The sequence below is a fragment of the Eubacterium maltosivorans genome (assembly GCF_002441855.2).
GTDB classification, from domain to species: Bacteria; Bacillota; Clostridia; order Eubacteriales; family Eubacteriaceae; genus Eubacterium; species Eubacterium maltosivorans.
Map to the genome: position 1 here is coordinate 3,970,705 of NZ_CP029487.1, position 23,159 is coordinate 3,993,863.

Genomic DNA, 23,159 nt, shown 5'->3' on the forward strand with positions numbered 1-23,159 from the left:
AGGAGTTATCATTATGAAATTCACAATTTACGGAAAAAACATGCATGTATCAGAAGGTTTAAAAGAAGCACTCAGGAAAAAGTTCGAAAAGTTTGATCGCTACTTTGGGCAGGAGACAGAAGTGTATGCGACATTCAGCAAGGAAAAAAATTTCCAGATGCTGGAAATAACCATACCGATGGGTAAAACAATTTTACGAGCCGAAGAAAAAAGCGAAGATATGGCTGGTTCCATTGAAGCTGTCGTCGACAAGCTGGAAGGCCAGTTAAGAAAACATAAAACAAAACTGCAAAAACGTTACGCTGAAGAAGCATTGAAATATAACCTGGACGGTCTTGAACCAATGGAAGATTACGAAGAGCATCCGCCAAAGGTCGTGCGCACAAAGAAATTTGCCGTTAAGCCGATGTCAGTCGATGAAGCAACCATGCAGATGGAGCTTTTAGGACATGATTTCTTTGTATTTTTAAATGCGGAAACCGAGGATGTTAACGTTGTTTACATGAGAAAAGACGGAAACTATGGTCTGATCGAGCCGATTTTCTAGTAAAATAACCCTTGACACCCGTTAAGAAGTAGTATTTAACGGGTGTTTTTGTTTGACATAATAAATCTTTTGATTTAAAATAGACGTAATATAATGTCATTAGAATACGTGTTTACTTTTCAGAATAAATACAGAGGGTAGGGAAGTTATGTTTGTACTAATAGCAATTATACTAGGACTAATCATTGGCTTTATCAGAGGCGGAAGCTTTAAAGGCTTCAAAGCGAAGAAAATCTCCTTGCTGCCTTTGGGAATTATCGGAATTATTTTGCAGTTTGGACTCCATCTGTATTATTATACTGGCGGTATCGAAGCGGTTGATGCATTCTTACCAGTGGTCAATTTTATCAGCTACATTTTGATTTTGGTCATGCTGGTCTTTAATCTGGATGATTTCTGGACCATTATGATGGCGGTTGGGATCACGGCGAATTTTATTGTCACTTTTATCAACGGCGGCAAGATGCCTGTGGCGTCAAAAATTGTTGAGTCGCTTCCAGCGACATCAGCGTTCGCTACGAGTATTAACGAAGGAACAAATGCGGTATATGCGGTTATGCAGCAGAGCGGACTCTGGGTGCTGGGGATTAATGTTCCCATCCCGTTTGTCGGCGGTTTTATGCAGTATATCGGCAGTATCGGCGGTTTCAGTATTGGCAGCGCAGTTGTATTTATAGGCCTTATCGGCTGGATTCAGTACGCGATGAACCGTGCTCCCGCAGATTCCGTTTTTAACAAAGACGAACCGATTGGTGAAGAAGACTATATTTTGCCGCCAGATGAAGATGACGAGGATGATTTCTTTGATGATTACGATGATGAAAACGACGATTACTACCCGGAAGAAGATTTTGAGGAAGATCCAATTGAAAACCTCGAAGGCTCTTTTGAGAGTATGACCGATGTTATTCCAAAGCTGACACCAGAGGCCATCGCTGAAATTCAGAATAATGGCGACGGAAGCATGGGGAAATCAATCCTGGACGAGTATGATCCGAGTCAGGATACAAAGGTATTCACAGCGATTAAGGATATCGGAACCTATGAGCCCGCAGAGGCGAAAGAAGATTTTTCAGAGGAAGATACGGGACCGGTTTCCGGTTTCTTTACCCAATCATTTTATGCTGAAAAGGAAAAGGGCAAGCTGGCCTTTGAAAAGGAACAGGAAGAAATTAAAACTGAAGAAAAACCGGAGGAAAAAATCCCTGAACAGCGCGTTGTTATCCAGGAGCCAGTGATCAATATCGAGCCGGTTCCCCAGCCGCAGCCAGTGGTTGTAGAGGAAAAGACGCCGTTTGTTGTTGAGGACGATAAAATTGTCAGTAATCCGGAGTATGGAGCAACTATGATTAATACAGAAAAAGAAGAACGCACAGAAGATGATATGCTCAGCATCTGGCAGCAGGTTAATCAGGAACAGGAACGTATCCGTGCCCGTAAACGCCGCCGCACCAGATATGTCGATGTAAAGGAACCCTTTAAGGCAGAACGTGAAAAGGTCGCGGCAGAAAAGGCTGTGGCGCGCGCCGCGGCTGTCGCCAAGGCTCAGGCAGTAACAGAAGCCCAGCCTGTTCACCGTCAGATTACACCGGAAGAGCTTCAGGCCCAGACCATTGCGGCCCAGCAGGCGGCTGCAGCAGTTCAAAAGCCGGCTGAACCGGTCATTACACCACCGATCGAAGAACCGACGGCGCCTGTTAATGCGGCGGCCGTTCCCCAGCAGACAGCCGTTCACAACAGCAGCGTTGAAGTGAAGGCGAGCTCATCAGATCCGGATGAAGAACGCGAAAGAGCCGGATATGAACGCGTCAAGCTGAACGTTGATGGCAAGGACGTTGTATTCTGGCGTAAGAAAAAAGATTAAAATAATCAAGACGAAGGGATTGAAGTTAAAAAATTTCAATCCCTTTTAAGTTTTTTTGGTATAATGGATAAAATATGTTATACTGTTCTGTAAGTGTGCTTAATATCGAATTAAATAATTTTTATATAACTGTAAGGAGTGAATACTTTGGGGTTTTTAGATGGAATATTTGATGTCAATAAAAAAGAGATCAAAAGATTGCAAAAAAAAGTAGATAAAATCCTGGCGTTGGATGATCAATACAGCGCCATGTCAGATGAAGAATTGAAAAATCAGACCGCTTTATTAAAGGAGCGTCTGGCAAACGGGGAGACCCTGGACGATATCCTGGTCGACGCTTTTGCCACGGTTCGTGAAGCGGCTTACCGTTCAATTGGAATGAAGCATTTCCCAGTCCAGCTGCTTGGCGGTATGGTCCTCCATGAAGGAAACATCGCGGAAATGAAAACGGGTGAAGGGAAAACCCTTGTATCCACTTTGCCGGCTTATCTGAACGCCCTTGAGGGAAAAGGCGTTTATATTGTAACTGTCAACGACTATCTGGCCAAACGTGACAGCGAGTGGATGGGGAAGGTGCATGAGTTTTTAGGCTTAAAAGTCGGACTAGTTGTCCATGGTCTGAGCTTTGATGAAAAAATTGAGGCTTACAATGCGGACATCACCTACGGGACCAATAATGAGTTTGGCTTTGACTACCTGCGTGACAATATGGCCTCACAGAAAGCGCAGCAGGTACAGCGTGTTCTCAATTACGCCATTATCGATGAAGTTGACTCCGTTCTTATTGACGAAGCCAGAACGCCATTGATTATTTCAGGCAGCGGTGACAAAAGCACCAAGCTGTATGAACAGGCGGATATGTTTGTCAAGCGCCTCAAGGAAGACACCTGGGACGGAGATGAAAAGGACGACGACCGCCCCATTGATGAAAAGGGCGACTACACCAAGGATGAAAAGGCAAAATCCGTTATGCTGACAGAAAAAGGTGTGGAAAAGGCTGAAAAATATTTTGGACTGGATAACCTGGCTGACGTGGACAATATGGAAATTTCCCACAATATCAATCAGGCACTGCACGCCAATGCCCTGATGTTTAAGGACCGCGACTATGTCGTCAAGGATGGCGAAATCATTATTGTCGATGAGTTTACAGGCCGTTTGATGCCGGGCCGCCGTTACTCTAATGGTCTGCACCAGGCCATTGAAGCCAAAGAACACGTAAAGGTTAATCGTGAATCTAAAACATTGGCGACCATTACCTTCCAGAACTATTTCCGAATGTTTAACAAGCTTTCCGGGATGACCGGTACGGCAAAGACTGAGGAAGAAGAATTCAACACCATTTATAATCTGAATGTTGTGACGATCCCGACCAATAAGCCAATGGTTCGTAACGATATGAACGACCTCGTCTACAAAAGTGAAGAGGGAAAATTCAAAGCGGTAGCCGAAGAGGTTAAGCAGCGCCATGCCACCGGGCAGCCGATTCTGATCGGGACAATTTCGATTGAAAAGTCAGAACTTTTAAGTAAATATCTTAAAAGAGAAGGCATTAAGCACAATGTTCTGAACGCAAAATATCTGGAACGTGAAGCCGAGATTGTCTCTAATGCCGGTCAGATGGACGCCGTCACCATTTCCACCAATATGGCGGGCCGTGGTACGGATATCGTCCTTGGAGAAGGGGTTCAGGAGCTGGGCGGGCTCCATATTATCGGTACAGAGCGCCACGAGAGCCGCCGTATCGACAATCAGCTGCGAGGACGTTCCGGCCGTCAGGGCGACCCGGGATCCTCTCAGTTTTTCGTTTCACTGGAAGATGACCTGATGCGTATTTTTGGTTCTGAAAAAATTCAGAGCATGGTTGAAAGCATTGGTCTTGATGAGGATACGCCCATCGAAAATAAAATGCTGACCAGGGGGATTGAAAGCGCACAGAAGCGTGTGGAAGCCCGCAACTTTGATATCCGTAAAAATGTTCTCCAGTATGATAATGTCATGAACCGCCAGAGAGAAATCATCTACGACCAGCGCCAGCAGGTTATCGACGGACAGAACATGCATGAGCAGATCTGGAAAATGACCGAGGATATGGTTGACAGCTATGTGGAAATGTACACCAACGGCGGCGACTATTACGATGACTGGGATCTTGAAGGTCTGAACAATTACTTTGAAAAGACGCTGGTGGCTGAAGGGGCAACCTTGAATCTGCCAAAAGAGCCAGAAAGCCGGGATGCGCTCAAAGAAGCGATTCTTCAGTATTGCCGGAATAACTACGAAGAAAAAGAAAAGACATTGGGCGATGCTAACATGCAGGAGCTTGAGCGCGCAATTCTTTTAAGAAGCGTCGACGCAGCGTGGATGGAACACATCGACAATATGGAACAGCTGAAACAGGGGATCGGCCTGCGCGCTTATGGACAGAACGACCCGGTTAAGGAATATACCAAAGAAGGTTTTGCCATGTTCGAGGATATGATTTTGAGAATCCAGGAGGACACAGTAAAATACCTTTATAATATTAAAATCCAGAGGGCGCCCCAGCAACAGCGGAACGTCAATATGGATGATGTTAAAACCAACGAAAGTGAAATTGAAGGCCGGCCCACAGCAGCCAGAAATAAGAAGGTTGGCCGGAATGATCCCTGCCCGTGCGGCAGTGGTAAAAAGTATAAAAAGTGCTGTGGCGCAAATTTATAAAAGTAAGGATGTGATGTCGTGATTGATCTCTATGAATGCAGACAGAGTGTCAATGAAAAGGAAAAAGAACTGACGGATTTGAGGGATTCACTTTGACTTACCAGCCGTCAGCGAAAGAATAGAAGTACTGAACACCCAGACCGAATCGCCAGATTTCTGGAGCGATCAGCAAAAGGCCCAAAAAGTTTTAAAAGAGCTGAAAATCTTACGCCAGAAAAAAGGCGAGTACGATAAGCTCAAGGATAATCTTGACGATATTCTTGTCATGTTTGAGCTGGTCGATGAGGGAGAAGAAATGGACGAGCTCCCAGATACCATTGAGGCTTTTGGGAAAGAGCTTGAGAAATTCAAGCTGGAAACCCTTCTGTCCGGTGAGTATGACAGCAATAACGCCATTATCTCACTGCACCCGGGGGCCGGCGGGACCGAGTCCCAGGACTGGGCGGAAATGCTGCTCAGAATGTATACCCGCTGGGCAGAGCGTAAGGGCTTTAAGGTTAAATCGCTCGATTTACAGCCCGGTGACGTTGCCGGTATCAAAAGCGCGACACTTCTTATCGAGGGCATTAACGCCTATGGCTATCTTAAAACAGAGAGAGGCGTCCACCGCCTGGTCCGTATCTCACCCTTTGACTCCTCAGGGCGCCGCCACACCTCTTTCGCGTCTCTGGATGTTACACCAGAGGTCGACGACAGTGTGGAAATTGAAATTAACCCGGATGATATCCGTGTGGATACTTACCGCGCAAGCGGTGCGGGCGGTCAGCACGTCAATAAAACCTCGTCGGCGATCCGGATCACCCATATCCCGACCGGTGTTGTTGTGCAGTGCCAGAATGAGCGTTCCCAGCACCAGAATAAAGAAGTGGCGATGAACATGCTCAAGGGTAAGCTGGTTGAAATCATGGAGCAGGAGCAGAAAGAAAAGCTGGATGACGTCGTAGGCGATTATAGCCAGATTGCCTGGGGATCGCAGATTCGTTCTTACGTGTTTCACCCTTATAATATGGTTAAGGATCACCGCACCAATGTGGAAGTCGGCAATATTCAGTCGGTTATGGATGGTGATTTAGACCAGTTTATGAATGCCTATCTCCAGCAGACCGCTGCACAGCAGTAAAACAACATATGGATAAAATGGAATAAAAAAAGAAATAAAACACTATATATTGCGGTATACGCCGAAACGGCGTATACCTGTATTTGTTTAAAAGGCTGTTTAAATACTGAAAAATGAATTGTAAATCGTGATTGCATTTAAATTTGTTTTTTGCTATACTAGTATACAGCGTACAATTGAATAATCGAATTATCAAGAGTGGTAGAGGGAACTGGCCCCATGAAGCCCGGCAACCTGCGAAAGTGTGGTGCCAAATCCAGCATTTCTTTTCATGAAATGAAAGATAATCTAAAGCAGACTCATTTTCATTTGGTGAAAATGAGTTTTTTTATAGAAAGAGAAGGAGTAAATATGGCAAAAACCTATCAGGAAATTAATGAGAAAATCGCCAGAGGCGAGGCCGTCATTGTCACAGCCGAAGAAGTTATTGATATTGTTAAGGAACGCGGAACAAAAGAAGCGGCAGAGTATGTGGATGTCGTCACGACAGCTACCTTTGGGCCAATGTGCTCGTCCGGCGCCTTTTTGAATTTCGGCCACGCTGATCCGCCAATCCGTATGGCAGAGATTGAGCTGAACAACGTTGAAGCTTACGGCGGGCTCGCGGCTGTTGATACCTACATTGGAGCGACACAGCCATCCTCAGATAAAGGCGCAGAATATGGCGGCGCGCATGTTATCTGTGATTTGATTGACGGCAAAGAAGTACATCTCCACGCCACCTCGCCGGGGACAGACTGTTATCCGAGAAAGGAAATTGACACCTGGGTAGGGCTGAAGGATATGAACGAAGCTTACCTATATAATCCGAGAAACTGTTATCAGAATTATAATGCGGCCATCAACACCTCAAAGAAACGTATTTACACCTATATGGGGATCTTACACCCCAATATGGGAAATATCACCTACAGCACGGCCGGAGCGCTCAGCCCGTTATTAAACGATCCGCTGTATAAAACCATTGGCATGGGCACGCGCATTTTCCTGGCCGGCGCTCAGGGGTATGTCTCGTGGATGGGCACTCAGTTTAATTCAGGCTGTGCCCGAGATGAAAAAGGCTATCCGCTCGGCGGAGCCGGAACGCTGGCCGTCATGGGTGAAATGCGTGAGATGAGCACAAAATACATCCAGCCGGCAGTCTTTGAACGCTATGGGGTATCCATGTTTGTGGGGATCGGGATTCCAATTCCAATTTTAGATGAAGAAATGATGGCCTTTGTCTCAGTAACCGACGCAGAGCTCCATACGAATATCATGGACTACAGCGATAAGGACCGTCCGGTTATTAAAAAAGTCAGCTATGCGGAGCTGCGCAGTGGATCTGTCGAAATTGACGGTAAAAAAATCCGGACCTCGCCGCTCTCCAGCCTCACAAAAGCAAGAGCTATTGCGGATGAGCTGACAGGATGGATAAAAAAAGGCGCGTTTTTCCTTCAGGAACCTGTCATGAAATTCCCGGCGGACAACACGCTTAACAGTCTGAAAATAAAAGAAGGGGGCAGCAAATAATGGTAAAGAAAATTGTTCTAAACTTCCCAAAAGAAGCAACCGGCAAACCGATCGCAAGCCAACTGATTCGGGATTACGATTTACAGCTGAACATTTTAAAGGCCTTTGTCGATGATGACGTGAACGGTACCCTGCTTTTTGAAGTTTCTGGCACAGAAGATAACATTGAGAAAGGGATCACCTTTATTAAAAAGAGCGGCGTTGACGTTAAGGATGTCGTTTCTGTCATTGAGGTAGATAAGGAGCGCTGTGTGGACTGTGGCGCCTGTACCGCAGCCTGTGTCGTCGGCGCTTTGGAAATGGATGAGAACTGGATCCTGACCTACCATCCGGAAAAATGTCTGGAGTGCGCACTCTGTATTAAAGCCTGCCCGGTCCGCGCAATCCATACCCTTATCTGACAATGTATGAAAAGCGTGTTTATCGGGATAAAATGCAGGCCGACGGCCTGGTCTATTACCGCGTTGTGGAATATGAAACAGATCTTCTGATTGCGTCTGAGACAGACCAGACTGATCTGATGCGGCGTCAGGTGCATGAAACCCGTAAAATACTGGAGAATTATGGAGAGGCCGTTCCGGAATTTTTCACTGCGCTTGAACCAATACCTGTTTTGCAGCGTGATCCGACAATGATCAAACGCATGAAAACAGCCGCTGCCGCCGTAGGCGTCGGCCCGATGGCGGCTGTGGCGGGAGCTGTCTCCGCCAGTGTCGGAGGGGCGCTTTTAAAACAGAGCAAAGAAGTCATCGTCGAAAACGGCGGCGATTTGTTTATAAAGACAGATAAAATTCGGCGCGTCGCCATTGAAGCGGGCCGTTCTGCTTTTAAAGATCTGGCGTTAAAAATAAAACCGGCGGCTCATCCTATAGGAATCTGCACCTCCTCAGGCACCGTTGGACATTCTCTCAGCTTTGGAAGGGCAGATGCCGCCACTGTCATCAGTGAGGATGTCTATCTGGCCGACGCTGCGGCCACAGCCCTTGGAAACCGGGTCAGGACACATGAAGATATGGCCGGCGCCATTGAGTGGATTAAAGGTATCGCCGGTATTAAAGGAGTTCTGATCATTGTCGATAACCGGATGGGCGCGTGGGGAGAAATTGAACTGGACTAAAGTGAGGACTATGAAATTTACAGAAGCATTAAAAACAAAACGACTTTACCTTGACGGTGCCATGGGCAGCCTGCTTCAGGAAAAGCTTCAAAATATCGGCCCTGTGCCGGAGGCTCTGACGTTAACACACCCTGAGATCATTCAGGATATCTACAGAGCCTATATTGAAGCAGGGTCCGATATTATCACGACCTGCACCTTCGGAGCAAACGGCTATAAGCTGAAGGATACGGAGTATGATCAGAAAAAGATCATTACAGCGGCAGTGAAGCTGGCGAAAGAACTGAAGCCTGGCTACGTCGCCCTGGATATCGGTCCTCTGGGCGCTTTGATCGGTTCGCTTGGGGAGATCAGCTTTGACGAAGCTTATCATTATTTTGCGCAGATGGTCGAAATCGGGGCCGAGGCAGGGGCAGATGTGCTGCTGATCGAAACTGTGACCGATATCTATGAAATGAAGGCGGCTGTTCTGGCTGCAAAAGAGCACAGTGATCTGCCGGTAATCGCTTTAATGACCTTTGAGGAAAACGGACGTACGCTCACAGGCTCCGATCCTTTGACGGTTGTAACCATACTTGAGGCATTAGGAGTAGACGCCATCGGGATTAACTGCTCTACTGGTCCTGATAAAATGATGCCGGTCATCCAGACGCTGCTCAAGTACGCGTCGGTTCCTGTGGTTATTCAGCCCAATGCGGGCCTTCCCCGGGTGGCAGATGGAAAAACCTTCTATGATATAACGTCGGACGAATTTGCCGCTTATATGGCGGAAATTGCGCAAAAAGGAGCGTCTGTGCTGGGCGGGTGCTGTGGAACCACCCCGGAATACATCCAAAAAACCATCGAGGCTACAAAGGACTCACCGTTGCCCGATTTCAGTGTTTTATCCCCCGAGCAGCAACTGACACTGGTGGCGACAGGGACCAGAACCCTTGCGCTTGGGCAGGATATCCGCATTATCGGAGAATGTATTAATCCAACGACAAACGCGGCCTTGAAGGAAGAACTGCGCCGGGGAGAGCTTTCTTTGGTTAAAAAACTGGCGATGGAACAGAAAAAAAAAGGAGCCCATGTCCTGGATATCAATCTCGGTCTGCCAGATATTGACGAAAAGGAAATGATGCTGAGAGCCGTCGAGACTGTCAGCAATCTGGTCGATCTGCCGCTGCAGATTGATTCTTCAGATCCTGAGGTCATCGAGGCAGTGCTGCGGCAGTATAATGGAAAGCCGATTATTAATTCTGTCAATGGGGAACAAGGCTCAATGGAGCGGATACTGCCCATTGCCCGAAAATATGGCGCCTGCGTTCTCGGACTGACGATGGATGAAAAGGGAATTCCCGAAAAAGCTGAGGAACGTCTTGCCATCGGGAGAGGGATCGTCCATAAAGCAGAGTCTATGGGAATCCCCAAAAAAAATCTGCTCCTTGACTGCCTGGTTCTAACCGCGTCGGCCCAGCAGGAAATGGTGAAGGAAACCATCAAATCGCTGGAGTTGATTCATTCAGAGCTGCAGCTTCCAACTGTGCTGGGAGTCAGCAATATTTCTTTTGGACTGCCAAACCGTGAGCTGATGAACCGCACCTTCCTGACCATGGCCTTTACCGCCGGCCTGAATACTCCGATCATGAACCCTTCTGATCAGGGAATGATGGATGCTGTCGCTTCATTCAGAGGGCTTTGGGGCTATGATGAAAGCTGTATCCAATATGTCACAAAATATAACAGTAAAGCGTCAGCGCCGTTAAAAAAAGATGAGTGTAAAGTGCTGCCTGATCTCAAGACAATGGTCGTTGAGGGCATGAAGGAGGAGGCCGCCGAGGCAACGGAAGCGCTATTGAAGACGTTGGATCCGATGACCGTGGTTAACGACTATCTGATACCCGGGCTTGATATTGTGGGCGAGGCGTTCGAGACAGGGGAGGCCTTTTTGCCCAACCTTATTTTCGCCGCCGAGGCCGTGCAGAAATCCTTTGAGATCATCAAAAGCCATCTTAGCGCTGAGCAGCAGATCACAAAAGGGCGGATTGTATTGGCGACCGTTTCAGGAGATGTCCATGATATCGGGAAAAATATACTGAAGGTTATCCTGGAAAATTATGGATATGAAATACTGGATCTCGGTAAGGACGTCGAGACGGCAAGGATTCTTGAGACCGTCAAAAAAGAAAAGATCCGGCTGGTCGGCCTGAGCGCTCTGATGACAACAACCGTTAAAAATATGGCAGCGACAGTGAGCCTTCTCCATGAACACTGTCCCGAAACGGCTGTGATGGTGGGCGGCGCTGTGCTCAACGCTGAATATGCGGCCGATATCGGAGCAGACTATTACGGCAAGGATGCAAAAGCCGGCGTTAACATTGCCCAGAGTATTTTTGAGAAATAGATTTGTAAAGATTGTAACAATTCGGGATTAAAATGATACAAGCGATTTCATTATGTTTACTTAATTCATAAAATTTTTAGCTTCATGGTTGTAGGCTTGATACATGTGTCGGGTATAATAGCATTAAGTTAAAAATCAGAGAAAGACAGGTGACCGTAATGAAATATGACAAATTGTTGGGTATCGGAATGATTAGCTTCTTAGGCATATTTATTTCGTTACTGGTATAAATGAATATAAAAAACCCCGCTGTGTTCACAGCGGGGTTTTTAATTAACCTTTTACTGATGACCTGGAAAGTGAGAGGTTCCCAAGCTTTGAATTATTGTTGTTTAAAACGAATATAGTCTAAAACTTCCTTTTTCAAGTCGTCTGGGAAAGAAAAATAAGCTGCAAAAGCTTCGGTTTCTTCTTCAGAGAAAACATAAGAGCTTAAAAATTCTTCACCGCTCATTGGTTTTGGATTGCTTGGCAATAATTTTTGCTGGGATGTTCTACATAACAAATAATCAACAGATACATCAAAAAAGTCAGCGATTTTAATTAATAATTGATTTTCTGGCAAATTTTTATCTTTTTCATATTTAGAAATTGAACTTTTATTAAGATAAAAAATATTTGCGAATTTCTCCTGAGTTAGATTTTTAGACAGTCTTAAAGCCTTAAGACGTGAACCAAATGTATTATTCTCCATTTTTCCACCTTCTCTAATAAATATGTTAGTTTTTGACGCAGCGATCATAACCAGTTTATTCAAGTATATATGTTTGTTGCATTTTTGTCAAGTCAAAAAGGAATTATGCCAAACCATTGGGATTTTACATTTATTCTTTTTTATACCGAACCGAAAAGCATCCTCTGATTGGCGATAATCTGAAGCAATTCATTGTATTTAGCGGCTTCCAGCGGGGTGTTGACCGGGTCGACAGTCACCGGAGCCAATGTCTGTTTTTGCATTGTTTCCTTTGTCAGCGACGCAAAATACTGCTTCATCAGCACATTTGAGGATTTAAGATTATTGTCTTTGTATTCATCATAAACTACCTGAGTGATGGCGTCATTATCAAAGGTTATCGAAAGCTTGCCTTTGTATCCCAAGGCATCCTCAGCCGGACTTTCGGCCGTATAGGTCCAGATAAAATCATTGATAACCTTAGGTGTGGTATCACCGGTTTTACAGTCGTCAAAGACAGAAGCAGCCAGGCTTTTAAAGTTTTCGGTGGTCTGAGTTGCACCGGTAACCGAGTCAACTGAAGGGTTTTGCTTTTCAATAAAACTTGTGTAAAGTTTTGAATAAATGGCGCTCAGACTCAGGTCTGTTTCAGTCCAGCCATCTTTGGGGGAAGGGACAGACAGGCGGTTAGTCCCCTGAGCGTTGGTTTCCTCATAAGTGACCTTTGTGATAATGCCTTTGTGCACGGAGGCAGTTATTTTTTGGCCATAGCCTCTGGGATCATAATACTTGGACGTGGCGGTATAGGTGCCGTCAATCAGTGCTTCAGACTTTTCTGAATCGAGAATTTCTCCGGTAATACTGTTATTGACAAGTTCCTTTTTACTGCATCCTGAAAGCAGAAGCAGACATGCAAAAATAAGAATCAGGGTAAAAATCATATTTTGTTTAATTCGTTGCATGCAGGTCTCCTTTCATCTTAATTCTTTATACCATTATAGAGTAAATATAAACAAAAGAAAAGAGAAAGAATGAAACTCCTTCTCTTTTGTTAAGGTTTATTAAATTATAACGCTGAAGCATTCATGAGCGGCGGCACCACCTGTTTTTTTCTGGAGTAAACGCCAGGAAAAAATTTACTGATGTCATCCTCTCCGATACCAAAAGCTGCCTCGGCAAGCTTTCTGGATTTGCCAGCGACCAGTATTTCACTGCCGCCCATAATAATATCCGTTACCATCAGGACAGCCAGGTCAAAACCCTCTTCGGCGCACGCTTTTTCCATTTCAGATAATACAGGTCTGAGCTGCTTGAACATACCCTTAAAGTCACCAGTGTTGATTTGAGAAACCATGACTTTATAATTACCCATGGTAAAGCGCTTGCGGTCTGCGGATAAGATTTCCCTGGGAGACATGTCCGCCAGGTTGCTGCCGGCTACCAGCATGTTTTCGCCATAGGCTTTCAGATCAACACCTGCGATATCCGCAAGCTCTTCTGCGATTTTCCGGTCAGTCTCGGTACAGGTAGGAGAATGGAAAAGCAGAGTGTCTGAAATAATGGCTGAGAGCATCAAGCCAGCAATGGGACGCGGAATTGGAATATTCCGTTCGTGGTACATCTTTGACACAATGGTACAGGTGCAGCCTACGGGCTCAATCCGCAGATACAGCGGTGTAGACGTCTGTATTTCAGCTACGCGGTGATGGTCGATAACCTCAATAATTTCAGCTTCTTCTACGCCTCGGATGGACTGCCCGCGTTCGTTGTGGTCAACGAGAATAACCTGCTTGCGGTTATAGTCCAGCAAATTACTTTTGGTAATGGAGGCGAGAACCATACCGTCTTCGGAGACAACTGGAAACCGCGTATGATTAGAGGTGAGCATATTTTCCTTGACGTCGTCGATCGTTTCGTAGGTGACAAAGTACTCCAGATTTTCTCGCTTTACGAAGTTGGTAATTGGGATTACCTGGGTTAAAAGGCGGATGACCTCAAAGGGAGAATGATTAGAGAGGAATATGAGTCCCTTATAATTTTCAGGAACCGGCGGTGTTGTACCAATCGGTGTATTGGAGATAATGATGTTTTCTGCGCCGACCTTAAAGGCCTTTTCAAGTGAGCCGTCATTAAGGGCTGTGACGACAAAATCTTCAGCGCTGAGCTTCTGGCCGGCTGTCAGCTCGGTGTTAGTGTAAAGGTTGCCGGTAACGCAGTCATATGGAATCTCCCCGATAATACGGGCGTCCAGAATTTCAATGATATTTTTATAAGGTGTTTTGGTGTCCTTAAGGATGGATTCAACATAAGGGTCTGTGTAGGCCTGTATGATATCTGGAAGCGAGATGATACCGAGAAGCTTTTTATCGGCGTCAACAACGGGCAGGGAACGGCCGGGGTTTGAAATAATTTGATTCATGGTTTTTAATACCGAATCCTGTTCTGTCGCCATAGAAAAATTATTGAAATGAAGGTCGGAAACCTGGGGCTTAACGCTTTTGATCAGCTTAGGCGGCTCCACGTTAAAATAATCCAGTACATATTTTGTTTCTTTATTGATATTACCAAGACGGCATGCCACAACGTTTTCGTTTCCGAGAGCCTGTTTCAGGTAGGCGTAGGAAAGAGAGGCGCAAATGGAATCCGTATCGGGATTTTGATGTCCAAAAACATAAATAGCTTGAGCCATATTTCGAATTCTCTCCTTTTTTTGTAATACTATCATAATAAGAAAAAAAAATCCATTAATAATCTCTGTAAAGGGTATCAGATTATAAGACGCAGGAAATTAAGCTTCTGGTAAAGTGGTTGGAATAAAAGGAATATTTAAGCTTGGCAATAAAAAACGGCAGAAGCTTCTGCTTCCACCGTTTGAGATTAAATAGTGTCAATGGCAGTCTTGAGTTGGGAAAAGGCTCTCTCCAATGTCGCTTTTGGACAGGCAATATTAAATCGTTCAAAGCCCTCGCCCTCGGGACCGAACATGGCGCCGCGGTCCAGCCAGAGTTTGGCGTTATTGACAATCATATCCTCCAGAGCATCCTCGGACAAGCCCAGTTCCCTGAAATCCAGCCATACAAGATAGGTTCCTTCTGGCTCGACAAGTTTTACCTGTGGTAAGTTTTTTTTCAGAAAATCACGGACAAAGGATAAATTGGAGGCAAGATACTGCTTTAATGCTTCCAGCCACTCTTCGCCGTGGGCATAGGCAGCCTGACAGGCAACAAGCCCCATGAGGCCAACCTGGCTGAAACCGGAACGCTCCATTTCCGCTTTAAATGTGTGGCGGAGCGTCCGGTTGGGGATAAAGATATTGGAAGCCTGAAGTCCGGCAAGATTAAAGGTTTTGCTGGGAGCAGTACAGGTAAGGCTGATGTCCGCAAAGTCTGGTTTTATGCTGGCAAAAATGGTATGAGTCTGCCCTTCATATACAAAATCAGCATGGATTTCATCTGATACAATTGTCACATTGTGGGCAAGGCAGATATCGCCCATCCGCGTCAGTTCATCTTTTGTCCAGACGCGGCCAACAGGGTTATGCGGACTGCAGAGAATAAACAACTTGACGTTATTATCGACAATTTTCTGCTCAAAATCATCAAAATCAATGGTATATCGGCCGTCTTGATAGAGCAATGGATTGTTTACCAGCTGGCGTTCGTTAACCTCAATGCAGCGTGTGAAGGGGTAATAAACCGGCCGCTGAATCAGTACAGCGTCTCCTTTTTCAGTCAGGCCCCGCACTGCTGTGGCAATGGCATAGACGACACCAGGCGTTTTGACGAGCCAGGAGGCCTCTGGCTCCCAGTTGAAGCGCCGGCTGTACCATGCTTGCAGCGTGTCGAAATAATCGTATTTTACATCTGAGTAACCATAGATACCGTGTGCGCTGGTTTTTACAAGGGCGTCGATGACGTGCTGTGGCGTCTTAAAGTCCATATCGGCTACCCAGAGGGGAAGGATATCTTCAGGCATCCCTCGTTCTGCAGCAAAATCATACTTAATGGAACCAGTATTTTTCCGGTCCACTATTTCATCAAAATTGTAAGACATAAATTCCTCCTATTTCAGTGACTGATCGAGATCGGCAATGAGATCATTAATATCCTCCAGCCCTACAGACAAACGCAGCAGACAGTCGTCAATACCGAGAGATTCCCTTATGCTTTCAGGCACATCGGCGTGAGTCTGAAGCATTGGATAGGTGATGAGGGACTCAACCCCGCCAAGACTTTCGGCGTAAAGTATAAGGGAAACACGCTCAAGCACGTTTACCGCCGTCTGAGGGCAGTCAACCTTGAATGAGATCATTGCGCCGGAGCCTCTGGCCTGTTTTTGGGAAAGCGCGTAGTCAGGATGATCTGGAAGACCAACATAAAAGACCTGTTTAATTCGAGTGTGCTGTGACAGCCACTTAGATAATTCTAACGCATTTTGCTGCTGTCTGTCCATACGTATGGCTAAAGTTTTTATACCCCGGAGAACCAGCCAGCTGTCAAATGGGGAGAGACAGGCGCCGGTGGTTCCGTAAATAAAGCGGAGACGCTCGGATAAAGCCTCGTTTTTGGTAACAAGAAAACCGGCAAGTGTGTCGTTGTGCCCGGATAAATACTTTGTGCCGCTGTGGACCACCACATCTGCACCGAGATCCAGAGGGTTTAAATAGTAAGGTGTTAAAAAAGTATTATCCACCAGCAGCAAAAGATCATGGGCCTTTGCAATTTCGGCTATTGCTTTTATATCGGTAACCTTCATCATAGGGTTGGTCGGTGTTTCGATAAAAATAGCTTTGGTGGAAGACGTGACAGCCTCCCTGACCGCCGCTGTATCTGAGGTGTTGACTGCTGTGAAATGCAGCCCATGATTGGAGGAAATAGTGTTAAACAACCGGTGTGAGCCTCCGTAAAGATCATCAGAGGTGATAATATGGTCGCCGCCTTTAAACAGCTCAAAAAGAGCGGTAACGGCCGCCATGCCAGAGGAGAAGGCCAGCGCATCGTTTCCGTGTTCCAGTCTGGCGATGGTTTCCTCGAGGTGCTCCCGGGTCGGGTTCTGAATACGCGAATAATCATAGCCTGTGCTCTGACCCACACCGGGGTGGGCAAAGGTAGCATTTTGAAAAATAGGAACAGAAATGGCTCCGGTGTCATTGCGATAAACGTTAGAACCGTGAATGCAGAGGGTATTAATGTTCATAGGAAAGTCTCCTTTTTAAATGATATAAGACATAGTCAATAGATATGTTTTTATAATCATAGTACGAAAAATACCGGAAGTCAACAATTTTTTTAAAACATATATGAAAAATATGGATTATTTTTCAAAAGAGCTTGACAGAATTGGCTCATCGGCATATAATAAAAATCATACTAATCATATATGAAAACCAAAGAATATAATATTTTGAACGGAGGAAAACAAAATGGCAAAAATTTATAAGAGTTTAACAGAATTAATTGGAAAAACACCGCTTTTGGAGCTGAGCAATTATGAAAAGAAAAATGCATTAGATGCTGCAGTGCTGGCAAAGCTTGAGTACTTTAATCCAGCGGGGAGCGTTAAGGATCGTATTGCGAAAGCCATGATTGATGACGCAGAGGCAAAGGGGCTGCTGAAGAAAGGCTCTGTTATTATTGAACCGACGAGTGGTAATACCGGCATTGGTCTGGCGAGTGTTGCTGCTGCCAGAGGCTACCGCGTGATTCTGACAATGCCTGAGACCATGAGTGTGGAACGCAGAAAGCTATTAAAGGCCTATGGGGCAGAGCTGGTTCTGACCGATGGCGCTGCTGGTATGAAGGGTGCTATCGCTAAGGCAGAGGAGCTGGCCAAGGAAACACCGAACTCATTTATTCCAGGGCAGTTTGTCAATCCTGCAAACCCGGCTGTGCACAGAGCCACAACGGGTCCGGAAATCTGGGAAGATACAGATGGAAAAGTAGATTACTTTGTAGCTGGTATTGGTACAGGCGGCACGATTACCGGCGTAGGCGAGTACCTGAAATCTAAAAATCCAGATTTAAAAGTGATTGCCGTTGAACCGACGGGTTCTCCGGTGCTGTCAGAAGGAAAAGCAGGTCCGCATAAAATTCAGGGCATTGGCGCTGGTTTTGTACCGGATACGTTGAACACCGGTGTGTACGATGAGATCATTAAAGTTGATAATGAAGACGCTTTTGCGGCAGGCCGGGAGGTTGCAAAAGAGGAAGGCCTGCTGGTCGGCATTTCTTCAGGCGCGGCGCTATGGGCGGCAACGCAGCTTGCAAAGCGTCCTGAAAATAAAGGGAAAAATATTGTGGTGCTGTTACCCGATACCGGAGAACGCTATTTATCAACTGCCTTGTTTGAGGAATAAATTAAAAAAAGGGTGTGTACGAATATCGTGTACACACCCGTTTTTTTAGTGTCGTAATTCAATAACACGTTGGTTACTGCTTCCACGAAAGGGGAGGGTCAGATCACGCTTTTCAAACTGGAATGGCCCGTCAATGAGCAGATCGGTTTCCTGAAGCAGAGCCTTGACGCCGTTATCATTCAGGGCTTTCAGTCTTTCCAGCGTGTAGCCAGTGTAGGTAACCACATCCAAACCCTTTGCATGAAGTTTATGAGCCAGGCCGGCCAAGGCGGCTGGCTGCAGAAAGGGCTCGCCGCCGCTGAATGTAACGCCTTGAAGAAGAGGATTTTCCATTATTCGAGCGAAAAGCATCTCTGTTTCCACAAAAGTGCCGCCTGTTCGCTGATGTGTCTGAGGATTATGGCAGCCGGGGCAATTGTGGGGGCAGCCCTGGGTAAAGATGACAAAGCGAAGCCCAGGGCCGTCAACTATGGATTCTTCGATACAATTATTGATTTGCAGAAACGCCATGCTTTACCCTCGCTTTCTCTTCCGCGCGCTTTGCGTTGTTCCAGCGGTCAATGGTACCTACCAGATAGCCAGTAATACGGCGGATGCGCTCAAAATCAGGGTTTCCATCACCCTCATGTCTGTGACAGTTTGGACATTCTTCACCGATAATACCGTTGTAGCCACAGACTGGGTCTCTGTCGACGGGATGGTTGATGGAACCGTAGCCGATACCGGCTTCCTTCATGCAGCGGACAATTTTTTCAAAGGCTGCGAGGTTGGCGCTGGCATTTCCGTCCAGCTCGACATAGCTGATGTGCCCCGCGTTGGTATACGCATGGTAAGGCGCTTCCAACTGAATCTTTTTATAGGCCTGTATGGGGTAGTAGACCGGAACATGGAAGGAATTCGTATAGAACTCGCGGTCGGTAACGCCGGGGACAGTCCCGAATTTTTCGCGGTCGATGGAGACAAAACGGCCGCTGAGCCCTTCAGCCGGTGTAGCGAGCAGGGTAAAGTTTAAGCCTGTCTTTTCAGATTCAGCGTCCATCAGGCGCCGCAGATGCCCAACGATCTGAAGACCCAGAGTCTGACTTTCCGCGCTTTCTCCATGGTGCTTGCCCGTAAGCGCCTTGAGAGTCTCAGCAAGCCCGATAAAGCCGACGCTGAGGGTTCCGTGCTTTAAAACGTCCTCGATCCGGTCGTCCCGGCCAAGGCCTTCCGAATCGATCCAGACGCCCTGTCCCATCAGGAAAGGATAATTACGCCCCCGTTTAGCGGCCTGGATTTTGAAACGGTGAAGCAGCTGGGTCACAACCAGAGAGACACGCTCATCCAAAAGCTTGTAAAAAGTATCAAGACTTCCCTCGGATTCAAGAGCGATCCTGGGTAAATTGATGGAAGTAAAGCTTAAATTGCCGCGCCCGCAGGTCGTTTCATTTTCAGGGTCATAATGATTGCCCATAACCCGGGTCCGGCAGCCCATGTAGGCTACTTCTGTATTATAATCGCCCTTTTTGTAATACTGTAAATTAAAAGGGGCGTCCAGAAAGCTGAAGTTCGGGAAAAGGCGTTTGGAGGAAGTTTTGATGGCCAGTTTAAAAAGATCGTAGTTGGGATCGGCCTTGTCATAGTTAATCCCCTCTTTTACCTTGAAAATCTGAACCGGAAAAATGGGCGTCTCGCCGTTGCCAAGTCCGGCCATTGTGGCTTTCAGCAGGTTTTTGATGACCATTCGTCCTTCGGCGGAGGTATCCGTACCATAGTTTACAGAGGAAAAAGGAACCTGGGCACCGGCCCGGGAGTTCATGGTATTCAGGTTATGAATAAAGGCTTCCATCGCCTGATAGGTGGCTTCCTCGGATTCGCGCAGTGCGGTCTGGCAGGCCAGCTCATGGTTTTTTTTAATCATCTGGGTATCAAAAGAAGACCCTTTAAAAAATGCGGCCAGCTTCTGACCGAAGGTTTCCTGTGTATCCATAGTAACTGGGACATTAATTTTTTCACAGGCAGAGACAACCATCTCGGTGATTGTTTCGCGTTCCTTTCCGGAACAGACACAGAGATCATTGATTAGCGCTTTGCGGTATAGCTTGCTGAAAGTCTTGACAATACCGGGCGCCATGGCATAATCAAAGTTTGGAATACTCTGGCCTCCGTGCATTTCATTTTGATTTGCCTGAATGGCGATGCAGGCAAGAGCGGAGTAGCTGCGGATGTCGTTGGGCTCACGCAGGTAGCCATGTCCTGTTGAGAAGCCGCCCTTAAAGAGTTTAAGCAGGTCAATCTGGCAACAGGTTTCAGTCAGCATATAAAAATCTTTATCGTGAATATGGATATCACCGGAGATATGTGCATCAGCAATTTCGCGCGGAAGAATGTAATTATCGATAAAATATTTTGATCCTTCAGAACCGTATTTCAGCATGGTTCCCATTGCTGTATCTGAGTCGATATTGGCGTTTTCACGTTTAAGGTCTGCGTCTTCAGCGTAACGGAAAGTGAGATCTTTATAAATTTCCATCAAATCGCTCTCAGCCTGACGTGTTTTAGCGTGCTCGGCACGGTATAGAATATAGGCTTTTGCTGTTTTGGCGTAGTCAGCTTTGATCAGCGTTTCTTCCACAATATCCTGTATCTGCTCCACCGTTGGACGGCCTAAAGGCTCAGCCGCTGAGGTGACCACATTGGTCAGAAACTCAATGTGCTTTTCTGTCATAGACTCGCCGCTCACAGAGATATTCGCCTTGTAAATGGCATTGCTGATTTTACGGGCATCAAATGGCGCTACAGTTCCGTTCCGTTTAATAATATTGTCGATCATTACATCATTCCTCCGGATGCTTAGTTATTGTCGGTTACTTCGAAAATCATACTATATATTGTGCTCTCTGTCAATTTGTGGACAACATTTTGTGAAAATGATTAAAATGAGCGTATGAGAGGGCTGAGGCCTGTGGATAAAAAATGTGCACAAAAATTTTTATTAAATAAGCGTGAAAGAGGACAATTTTTTACAGATGAAAACAGCTGACCAATATAAAAAAGCGGTGTACGCTGTTTTAACGTATACCGCTACATTTAGATAAAAATTTGTTTTTGCCAAGTATAACATACAATATATGGTTTTAGCGTCATCGCTGCTAATCGTCTTTTACATCGGATGTTTCGCTGCGGACGAGCAGCATGGTCACGGCGCAGAGTAAGGTCAGACTGAGTGCTGCCGCTGCAGGCAGTCCACCTTTTACATTATTTTTTATAACGCCTGTAATCCCAGTGTTCACATTCTCGGACACGGAGGTGGTACCGTTCAGGTAGCTGGATACTGTTTTTAAGGCATTGCCCATTTCCTGGAGATAAAGGGTCGATTCGGATTTCAGGCTTTCTCTGGTACCCGTTTTGACATTTTCACCAGGGCTTGAAACAGCAAGTGATGAGGATTCTTTTTCGACGGAGACTTTGGGGACTGCCGTGGGCACTACTTTTGTTTCGTTACTGCCGTGGTTCCTATCGCTCTGTGTAACAGTGGGGTTTCCCTCCTGATCAAGGGTAATACGGATGGCGTTGGAATCACCGCTTATGCTGCCGTTCTTAGCTTCGAGCTGGAAAACATAGCTGTGGCCGGCTTCCAGGCCGGTCAGACTGTATTGGTTGGCTGCTGTGGCTGTGAGCTTTTCAGCCGGCCAGGCCTGCCATGTGCTGCTGTCATCCTTTTCCACCCAAAGTGTTGGTGTGCCAAAGCTTTGGATTGGCTGGTGGAAACGGAGAAGCATACTGTAGCTGCCGATGCTTTCAGTCACAGGCGCGTCGTAATAAATAAATGGTTTTTTAGGATCAATGACGACGAGCCGTTGATTTTGACTTTTCAGCAAAGCAGCAGCACCGGCCGGCGTAAAAGTATCGGGGCAGAGTTCATAACTGAGCGAATAAATCCCAGCTTTTGTAATATCTGCGGTGTCTGTATTCCAGCAGACTGGCAGCGACGGGCTGTAACGGATATCGCCGGTATCCTTGTCGGTAATTTTAAAGACCATACTGCCGGGCAGACTGCCCGGGGTATTCAGTTCTGTATAGTGGTATCCTGCATTTTTGGGAACTGCAGTGGTATCTGCAATAACTGCGTTTTCTACCTCTGGAGAGACAACGCTTGTATTCAGAAGCACCTCGCCTGCGTCAACAGCAGTGGCGCCAGTTCCATCAGCGGTAATTTCACTGAAATAGGCATCAAGACTGCCCTTTGTCTGAATGGCGGTGCTGCTGCTGCCAGTGGTATGGACAGAGGTGGTATCCAAGGACAGATAGGCTGTGCCGACGGCGCTGATACCACAGGTGTTGGTACCGGCCACTTCAATTTTTGAAGCCTTTGCTGACAGGCAGCTGTTTCCGCTGATTTTAATAGCTGTGCTGTTTTCGGCTTCAGCTGTCAGAGTGGAATGGTCAAGCTGAAGGTCAGCATTGTTCTCCAGCGTGAGCAAGGTTTTCTGGCCGGTAATGGTTATGTTCTTAAAGGAAAAGCTGTTTTGGATATAGAGCGTATTTCTGCCAAGATCCAGGGTGATGCTGCTGTCCGGCTCAAAGCCTCCGATACTGCTGTCTCTTCCTAAAACAATGTCTTTTGTAACATGAATGGTACCTCCGGTTTCGTTAAGCGCACTGACTGCGGAGATTAAGGTTTCGGCGCTGTCGGCCGTATTTTCAGGTGCCTGGGCACATACCGGCATACCGGTAAAGAGCAGACACAATATTATCAATAATAAGGTTTTCCGGGTCTTCATAAGCCCTCCTTGAGCATTCGAATATTGTCAAATTGCCAATCGCATTTATTATAACACAAAATTGCCCGGGAGTGAACTGTTTATCAATGAAAAGCACCTTGTTTATTGATAAATACACG

17 protein-coding genes and 1 riboswitch are annotated in these 23,159 nt (G+C 46.2%); of the genes, 9 read left to right on the forward strand and 8 right to left on the reverse strand.

The window, feature by feature from the left end; genetic code table 11:
* Nucleotides 1-13 precede the first annotated feature (13 nt).
* The 8 genes from hpf to CPZ25_RS18405 all read left to right on the forward strand — a co-directional run bounded on the left by hpf (nt 14) and on the right by CPZ25_RS18405 (nt 11,249).
* Nucleotides 14-547, forward strand: a complete 534-nt coding sequence (gene hpf, locus CPZ25_RS18370) for a ribosome hibernation-promoting factor, HPF/YfiA family (RefSeq protein WP_013381912.1) — start codon at nt 14-16, stop codon at nt 545-547.
* A 148-nt stretch (nt 548-695) separates the two neighbouring features.
* Entirely contained in the window at nt 696-2,411 is a 1,716-nt protein-coding gene (locus tag CPZ25_RS18375; RefSeq protein WP_096918966.1) for a DUF5317 family protein, read from the forward strand.
* Between the two features lie 147 nt (nt 2,412-2,558).
* A complete protein-coding gene (gene secA / locus CPZ25_RS18380; protein ID WP_058695472.1) occupies nt 2,559-5,114 on the forward strand; it encodes a preprotein translocase subunit SecA in 2,556 nt (851 codons plus the stop codon).
* Nucleotides 5,115-5,132: 18 nt separating this feature from the next.
* Nucleotides 5,133-6,234 (forward strand): peptide chain release factor 2 gene (gene prfB, locus CPZ25_RS18385; RefSeq protein ID WP_417089264.1). Its coding sequence is split into 2 segments (ribosomal slippage): nt 5,133-5,195 and nt 5,197-6,234, totalling 1,101 coding nucleotides; the frame shifts between segments, so codons are not numbered across the junction.
* Nucleotides 6,235-6,420: 186 nt separating this feature from the next.
* A riboswitch (SAM riboswitch) is annotated at nt 6,421-6,524 on the forward strand.
* A 61-nt stretch (nt 6,525-6,585) separates the two neighbouring features.
* Nucleotides 6,586-7,746, forward strand: a complete 1,161-nt coding sequence (locus CPZ25_RS18390) for a homocysteine biosynthesis protein (protein WP_096918964.1) — start codon at nt 6,586-6,588, stop codon at nt 7,744-7,746.
* On the forward strand, nt 7,746-8,147 hold the full coding sequence (locus CPZ25_RS18395; RefSeq protein ID WP_096918963.1) for an NIL domain-containing protein: 402 nt from the start codon (nt 7,746-7,748) through the stop codon (nt 8,145-8,147). Before CPZ25_RS18390 ends, CPZ25_RS18395 begins: the two co-directional genes overlap by 1 nt.
* 2 nt (nt 8,148-8,149) lie before the next feature.
* Nucleotides 8,150-8,863, forward strand: a complete 714-nt coding sequence (locus CPZ25_RS18400; RefSeq protein WP_096918962.1) for a UPF0280 family protein — start codon at nt 8,150-8,152, stop codon at nt 8,861-8,863.
* 10 nt (nt 8,864-8,873) lie between these two features.
* Nucleotides 8,874-11,249, forward strand: a complete 2,376-nt coding sequence (locus tag CPZ25_RS18405) for a homocysteine S-methyltransferase family protein (RefSeq protein WP_096918961.1) — start codon at nt 8,874-8,876, stop codon at nt 11,247-11,249.
* Nucleotides 11,250-11,571: 322 nt separating this feature from the next.
* Here CPZ25_RS18405 and CPZ25_RS18410 read toward each other — a convergent pair whose 3' ends face one another.
* The 5 genes from CPZ25_RS18410 to CPZ25_RS18430 all read right to left on the reverse strand — a co-directional run bounded on the left by CPZ25_RS18410 (nt 11,572) and on the right by CPZ25_RS18430 (nt 17,118).
* Entirely contained in the window at nt 11,572-11,943 is a 372-nt protein-coding gene (locus CPZ25_RS18410; protein ID WP_013381903.1) for a helix-turn-helix domain-containing protein, read from the reverse strand.
* Nucleotides 11,944-12,083: 140 nt separating this feature from the next.
* Complete coding sequence (locus CPZ25_RS18415; RefSeq protein WP_096918960.1) at nt 12,084-12,884, reverse strand: hypothetical protein; 801 nt, start codon at nt 12,882-12,884, stop codon at nt 12,084-12,086.
* Between the two features lie 104 nt (nt 12,885-12,988).
* Nucleotides 12,989-14,611: a putative manganese-dependent inorganic diphosphatase gene (locus CPZ25_RS18420; RefSeq protein WP_074616622.1), complete on the reverse strand. Its 1,623-nt coding sequence runs from the start codon at nt 14,609-14,611 to the stop codon at nt 12,989-12,991.
* A 188-nt stretch (nt 14,612-14,799) separates the two neighbouring features.
* The gene (locus tag CPZ25_RS18425) at nt 14,800-15,975 is read right to left on the reverse strand and encodes a MalY/PatB family protein (RefSeq protein ID WP_096918959.1); all 1,176 of its coding nucleotides are present in this window, start codon (nt 15,973-15,975) and stop codon (nt 14,800-14,802) included.
* A gap of 9 nt (nt 15,976-15,984) precedes the next feature.
* Nucleotides 15,985-17,118, reverse strand: coding sequence for a trans-sulfuration enzyme family protein (locus CPZ25_RS18430; RefSeq protein WP_096918958.1), 1,134 nt, complete (start codon nt 17,116-17,118; stop codon nt 15,985-15,987).
* 226 nt (nt 17,119-17,344) lie between these two features.
* Between CPZ25_RS18430 and cysK the strand changes: the two genes are divergently transcribed.
* Nucleotides 17,345-18,277: a cysteine synthase A gene (gene cysK / locus CPZ25_RS18435; RefSeq protein ID WP_096918957.1), complete on the forward strand. Its 933-nt coding sequence runs from the start codon at nt 17,345-17,347 to the stop codon at nt 18,275-18,277.
* A gap of 45 nt (nt 18,278-18,322) precedes the next feature.
* On the opposite strand, the gene nrdG is transcribed toward cysK, so the two are convergent.
* The 3 genes from nrdG to CPZ25_RS18450 form a co-directional block, all read right to left on the reverse strand.
* A complete protein-coding gene (gene nrdG, locus CPZ25_RS18440; protein WP_058695462.1) occupies nt 18,323-18,787 on the reverse strand; it encodes an anaerobic ribonucleoside-triphosphate reductase activating protein in 465 nt (154 codons plus the stop codon).
* Nucleotides 18,765-21,089, reverse strand: a complete 2,325-nt coding sequence (locus tag CPZ25_RS18445) for an anaerobic ribonucleoside triphosphate reductase (RefSeq protein ID WP_096918956.1) — start codon at nt 21,087-21,089, stop codon at nt 18,765-18,767. The genes nrdG and CPZ25_RS18445 overlap by 23 nt, the downstream gene beginning before the upstream one ends.
* 319 nt (nt 21,090-21,408) lie before the next feature.
* Nucleotides 21,409-23,040 carry a hypothetical protein gene (locus CPZ25_RS18450; protein ID WP_096918955.1) on the reverse strand — a complete coding sequence of 544 codons (1,632 nt, stop codon included), beginning with the start codon at nt 23,038-23,040 and terminating at the stop codon, nt 21,409-21,411.
* Nucleotides 23,041-23,159: the final 119 nt, after the last annotated feature.